This window comes from Nostoc sp. NMS7 (genome assembly GCF_017115085.1).
GTDB lineage: Bacteria > Cyanobacteriota > Cyanobacteriia > Cyanobacteriales > Nostocaceae > Nostoc.
In genome coordinates, this window is the sequence record NZ_JABXKJ010000017.1 from 1 (window position 1) to 5,976 (window position 5,976).

The following is a 5,976-nucleotide window of genomic DNA, read 5'->3' on the forward strand; positions in this document are numbered from 1 at the left end:
AATCAGATCCTCTCTTCTGTTGATTAATGCGATCTTGTTTAGAGGCGATGGCACCTTTAGCCTTCTTAATCGCTTCTCTAGTATCTTTAGTTTGTGGCAGCACATCTAAATGCTGGATGTGCCACTTGTGCTTGATACTACGGCCGAGCAATACCCAACGCGATGCCTACGGCGGCAAGCAACGCCTGCATCATTTTGGGACAAACACTATTTCCAATTCCCCGCATATCAATCGATGACTTACCACTCCATTGATAGCTATCATCAAACGACTGTAATCGAGCCAAAGCAAGAGTATTTAGGCTTCTAACATCTGCCCCATCAAGTATCGCATCAATCATCTTGGTGGAATGGCACTAAGAAAAGCCGAAACACTTGCGGTTTAAGCAGTTTGCAATTGTTTACGTAATTCATGCCGGGGTTTGGTCATCAAGGGGTAAATTTTGGGGCGACGTTTACGAACTCGTGGTTCACTACGACCTGGGCGTTCTGGAACAGCTTTGTGAGCAATAACTTTTAGCAAAGTGCGATAAATTTGGAGGCATTTTTGAGAAGTTGCTGCTAATAATTTGGGAATAAAGTTAATTAAATGGTGGCGAGTACCTTGCAGTGATAGGCGATTTGGAGGAGTACTGTAAATAGTCCCAGCCGACCACATTAAGCTCCGAAGTAAATTGTAAGCCAGTAAATAAACATGAATTTCTTTGCGGATCATTGAAGGAGTTTTACATCGTAAAATATCCATACCCAAGGTAGTTTTTATATGTCTCAAATCCAATTCAACATCCCAACGTTTACCGTAAAGTCCAACAATTTCAAGAGTAGAATAAGTTGCTTTATCTAAAATAGTAGTAATTAAGCTGACTTGTTGAGTGCGAAAACCAGGAATAACAATGTAGTAGGAAATTTCTCTTACAGTTATGGCAGAAGGTAGAGCATCAAATTCATCCTTGCTCAATCCTTGTGGGCATCCTTTAGGTTTATACCAAGTAACTAATTTGTCGCAATCCCCAACAAGTTTGCCTTTTCGCATGGTTGTTGTTCGAGATTGATGCTTACGGAATACGGCATCACAATTAAGCTTTTTGATAGTAAATATATCAGCGTAAGCACAAAAAGCTCTATCCCCTACAAGTACATCATTAGGTTTGAGAAAACTGTACAGTTTTCTGGCTAACTTAATATCATGAGTGTTCAAAACGTCTATGCATAAAGCAACAGCTGCTCCAGTCACTAAACTGAATATCACACCAATTTTGGCAATTGGGAAGCCGCATCCCGGCTTTTGACTACTGGGTTGTGGATATTCTTTTTGGTTTTCTACAGTGTCAGGCATGGAGACAGTTGAACCGTCTATCACCTTCACGTTTCGACCGCACCATAAGTGTTCTTGGGTCACTTTCCCTTCTAAATTTTGTGCTGAGTAATTGAAAAGCTTCTCCAATAATTTCTCCGGCAATCTCGACCGTGCTTGGCAATAAGCACTTGTATCAGTTGAAGGGATTTCTACCTCTTCTCCTGCCAAATGTGTAATTATTTTACTCACCGCATTATGGCAAGTTTTATCAGTGTCTAAAACCTGAGATAAAAATGCCCACAAGGTTACAATCGGGTCAAATAATCGCTGCTTATATTTAATTTTTAGCTCTGCCAGAGCTTGCTCAATTGCACTTGTTGGTAACAGTTCTTTAAAAGGTAATCCCAAACTCTGGCTAAATTTATCCTTGAGGATTTGTACTCGCAGTGTCACAGTAGTAGTAGTTATATTTGCTTGCTCGTCTCTTGTGAAAGTATTTCATGAACGAGTAAGCTTTTTCTACTTAGCACAAAATTTACATAACCTTTACATCTCATCCCCGTCTCTGTACACCGATCGCTCTTTGCGATGAACTTTATCGGCGATCGCTTCCATGAAACTGCATCAAAGACAATTGCCTGAGCCATCCCAACACTTTTAAATAGCTTTTAAAGCTGTAGTCCTTATTCCACACAGCTTAGAGCTTTTCTTAGTGCCATTCCATCTTGGTGCGATTTCCCTTATGGTAATCGTCAGCAAGCGCTGCTCGGAGTGTCCAACAGGGTTTTTCTATTTGTGCAGTTTTGGGAGAATCGTAATACCCAAGACGTTCAATCAGAACGGCGCGAGGCACACCTTTATGAATACTTGCTGGGATTGTCCAACATGGGTCAGTTGCATCTCTAGTCTGTCTCTCACCTCCCGCGCCACGTTGCTGTCCATCAATTAACAGGACTTTAGCTTGAGCATTGCATCCTAAAGTAAAAGATGGTTTATCCTTGAGTCTGGTTTTATAGCCCAGTGCGACTGACTTACTATTTTGCTGATCAATAAGTTGAGTTTCAAGTACAGCAATCGCGTTCTCTTGTTTTTTAGTCAGCTTTGATTCGGGTAAAGATGGCAATAAGTCTTTCAAAGACTCATACCAACCTATCCAAGGTTTACGAATTAAAAATAACTGTCCGTGCTGCTGATATTCGTGAGTAGGGCTAATTTGAGGAATTGGATAGTCTTTGTGAACCGCGATCGCAAAAAACCTGATTCTTGTTTGTGGCACACCATAGTCAGCAGCGTTAAATAAGACCTTAATGATTTTGTAGCCAAGAGTGATTAGATACTGCTCAAACTCTTGATAAGGCTTGCTATGACGGTATGCAGGGACATTCTCCAAAACAACATACTCAGGGCGGAATATTTCGTAATACAGCCAAGTTTCTCTAAGAATATTGGCGCGTAGACTATCTCTGTTGCCCGAATTAGTATTAGCTGCTGAAAAGTCTTGGCAGGGCGGTGAAGTTTGAGTTACGAGAATTTGTCCGGAGCGACGGCGTTCTAGTTGGGTTGGAATATCAAGCCTTTTAAAGTCTACCGTAGCAATATCTGCAACTAAGATGTCGCCGCAGTTAGTTTTGTAGAGTTCAGCGATCGCCGGATTATTCTCAATTGCATGGATAGGAACAAAACCTGCGGCGATCGCACCGAGCGTACTACCTCCGCATCCTGAGAAGTGGCTGTTGAATAAAATGTTAGGTGATTGAGAAATTATGATTTTGGGAGTGGGGTAGCAGGGGAGCAAAGGGACAGAATTCGTTTTTGCTTGCTTCTTGGCTTTGACAATAAAGTCAATAATCAGTGCCAACCCAGTCTTGCTTTCTTGCATCTCACGAATCATTGAGACAGCAGTACAGGGGATTGAACCAATGCTCTTACCCTTCCACACGCCATCGCATTTCTCTTTCCAGTTGAAGCCCCAACGCCAATGATGAGGGTTGGTGCGATCGCGCTTACCGATAACACGAGGGTAAAGAGCTTGTGTACCATCTTTTAGTTTTTTGGTTTCGACGTAGGAGTAAAGGCATCCGACTGGCTCAAATTTTTTATCTAAGAATTTTTCGGGTATTGCATTTGACTTACTCTCTACGGATTCATTTGACAGAATACTGGTCATATTGCTTTTCTGCGTCTTGCAACGCTAGAAGTATATCGGTGTTTTCCGACTGGATATGATGTGGACACCAGTCGTTATCTAAGAAAAATTCAAGCTTAATGCGAATAAAATTGATGGGATAGGGAGCATGGGTGAATGTGTGCATTGAGTCTTTGCCAATGCCGTCCACGCTCCAAAGAACAATTCCAATCGAGAGGTAGCAAAAAAAGTAGCCGTGCCTCTGGGTTATTGGGGTTGAGTAGAGAGAGCGATCGCTCAATAAACTTCATGCACATCCCGAATGGCGGATTTGTGATTACAAGGTCATATCGCTAATCGGTAACGGATGGCTCCCAATCTGTAGAAAGAAAGTCACTATGTGACCACAAAGCGGAGAATGGGGACGGGGTATTGAGTCTACCTTGCTTGCAACGAGAATAACTGCGTTCGTTGGCGTGGATTGTTTTGTCTGGGAGGTTGGCTAGGTATTTTACGATTTGTCCAGTGCCGGCGCAGGGTTCTAGGATAACGCGATCGCCCGGCTTCACTAATTTCGACATGAGTTGGGCGATCGCATCTGGTGTTTGCCAATCCTCTGATGTCCACTCATCCTGTTCTTCTGCAAATAAGCTAAGTTGTTGCATGATTACCATTTACTACAGCAAAAAAGTTGCTCTGAAGCACGGCTATAGGCGACGTATAACAATTTATTTCGCATAACTACATCGCGGCAACCGAAAATATTAGAAGTATCAACAAAGCAATTAGGAAATGTGCCGCCTTGTGACTGGTGTACAGTAATTGCATAGCCATATTGCAATCGCTGCATTAAACTGCCTTTGACCACCAAGTTGTACATTTCTAGAAATTCATAGTAGTCACGCCAAGCGTTTTTTCTTTTATTGCTTTCTAAGCTTAAAATCCGTTTTTTTTCTTCTGCTACTGATGACTTAACTAAATCCCATGAATCATTATGAATGATTGAAATCCTCGCTTCCCTACCCATATCGTTTATTGCTGCTATCCTGTAAGTTTTGAATACGCTATGGACTAAATGATGTCTACTGGAATGCTCAGAAAATTCAACAACCTCGCACTCAGCGCATGAGTGCATGAATATATCAGCTTTATCTCCCTCTGGGGTATACAGAAAGATAGGCTCTTTTGCAAAAAGTATTTCACCTTCCTCTATTTGCTCCGCATTGGGATAAAGGATTGCCCTAATTTGATTGTTAAGAGTGTTAACGCGGTTATTAGTCCATGCCAAGACTTTTGCAGAATTTCGATTTACCCTGAGCGGAGCCGTTCGCGCTTGCGTCTCCGAAGGAGAAGGGTTGAATTGATAGGATGCGATCGCACTTTCCAGCCAATTCTCAAATTGCAACTTTTCAATATTACCTTGGCTCAATAATCGTGGGGGGAATTGTGCCGACAAATCTTGACGTAGCGCAGTTACATATTTTGCGATCGCCCCTTCGTAACGCATGACTTGGGTAAGCTCAATGCCACATGGGAGATTGAAAATTGGTGATCGCTCCAAATCGTCTTCAACGGGTGGCAGTTGTGCTGGGTCACCTATGAAAATAGTAGGAATTCTTGTCGGGATGAGGTTTAAAAGTTCATTCCCCAACATTGAGGCTTCGTCAATTACTACCAAATCAAATTCAGTATAAAAAGGTTCCCTAGAATAGGAATTTGGTTTTAGCTTCTGTTTTCCATTCTCGTCATACTCCCCAGGCATTACATGAAGTAAGCTGTGCAAAGTCGAAACGTGAATTTGATTTTTATCTAGCCCAGCAGATGCAGCCATTGTATCAAGTACGTGCCTTGCTTTATGGGTTGGGGCAGCAAGAGCAACATATATTGGGGCAGTTTCTCCCCATTTTTCCTTGAGAAAGCATTCTTGGAAAGATTTGATAACACGCTGAATTAAAAACGTTTTCCCCGTACCAGCGTAGCCCCGAAGCACAAAGGTTGTATCTGGATTAGAATCATACCAATCATGAAGTAAATCAAACGCTTGTAATTGATTGAAGGACAAGCTTTTTCTATGCTTGCTATAATTCCAATCTAATTTTGGAGATTTCAACATCGCCGTTAACCTTCGTAATTTTTTGCTTGTTTCAACAGAGCAGATGCCTGCTGTATTAGGTTTAATTGTTTATCACTAATTTCTGCCCCACTATCCCCAATTACCGCAAGGGTGACAGTAAGCAATGCTTTGCGCTCAACAACGCGATCGCAAGCCTCGATTAAAAAAACAAGTGCCACTTGATTTTCTGATAAATCCAGCACCCAGTTATGCGATCGCATTATATGTGCCGCAATTTGTTCCGCCGATTCTTCGCGTTCTGAGTCCAAGGGGAATGGCCAAGAGCAATCGCAAACGAATTCTCCGCCCGATTGAGAGTTGATAGCACCAATACAATCGCGATCGCCATACCAGCGAGTGTTTATAATTTTCATCTAGTTTTGCAGCCATTGTTTTGCGATCGCCCGTGAATCTACTTTGGGTTTGGGCGCTGTGTACTTA

General features: G+C 42.2%; 8 protein-coding genes. All 8 read right to left on the reverse strand.

Annotated elements, in window-relative coordinates; all coding sequences use genetic code 11:
* Positions 1-137: 137 nt before the first annotated feature.
* The 8 genes from HWQ38_RS01310 to HWQ38_RS01345 all read right to left on the reverse strand — a co-directional run bounded on the left by HWQ38_RS01310 (position 138) and on the right by HWQ38_RS01345 (position 5,909).
* Positions 138-341 carry a DNA cytosine methyltransferase gene (locus HWQ38_RS01310; protein ID WP_292789406.1) on the reverse strand — a complete coding sequence of 68 codons (204 nt, stop codon included), beginning with the start codon at positions 339-341 and terminating at the stop codon, positions 138-140.
* 41 nt (positions 342-382) lie between these two features.
* Entirely contained in the window at positions 383-1,750 is a 1,368-nt protein-coding gene (locus HWQ38_RS01315; RefSeq protein ID WP_292789408.1) for an IS4 family transposase, read from the reverse strand.
* 11 nt (positions 1,751-1,761) lie between these two features.
* Positions 1,762-1,944: a hypothetical protein gene (locus tag HWQ38_RS01320; protein ID WP_292789410.1), complete on the reverse strand. Its 183-nt coding sequence runs from the start codon at positions 1,942-1,944 to the stop codon at positions 1,762-1,764.
* Between the two features lie 62 nt (positions 1,945-2,006).
* Positions 2,007-3,464, reverse strand: coding sequence for a DNA cytosine methyltransferase (locus HWQ38_RS01325; protein ID WP_292789412.1), 1,458 nt, complete (start codon positions 3,462-3,464; stop codon positions 2,007-2,009).
* Positions 3,442-3,723: a hypothetical protein gene (locus tag HWQ38_RS01330; protein WP_292789414.1), complete on the reverse strand. Its 282-nt coding sequence runs from the start codon at positions 3,721-3,723 to the stop codon at positions 3,442-3,444. Before HWQ38_RS01330 ends, HWQ38_RS01325 begins: the two co-directional genes overlap by 23 nt.
* A gap of 52 nt (positions 3,724-3,775) precedes the next feature.
* Complete coding sequence (locus HWQ38_RS01335; protein WP_292789416.1) at positions 3,776-4,087, reverse strand: hypothetical protein; 312 nt, start codon at positions 4,085-4,087, stop codon at positions 3,776-3,778.
* Between the two features lie 2 nt (positions 4,088-4,089).
* Entirely contained in the window at positions 4,090-5,535 is a 1,446-nt protein-coding gene (locus HWQ38_RS01340) for an ATP-dependent RecD-like DNA helicase (protein ID WP_292789418.1), read from the reverse strand.
* A 5-nt stretch (positions 5,536-5,540) separates the two neighbouring features.
* Positions 5,541-5,909, reverse strand: coding sequence for a hypothetical protein (locus tag HWQ38_RS01345; RefSeq protein ID WP_292789419.1), 369 nt, complete (start codon positions 5,907-5,909; stop codon positions 5,541-5,543).
* Between the last annotated feature and the right edge of the window lie 67 nt (positions 5,910-5,976).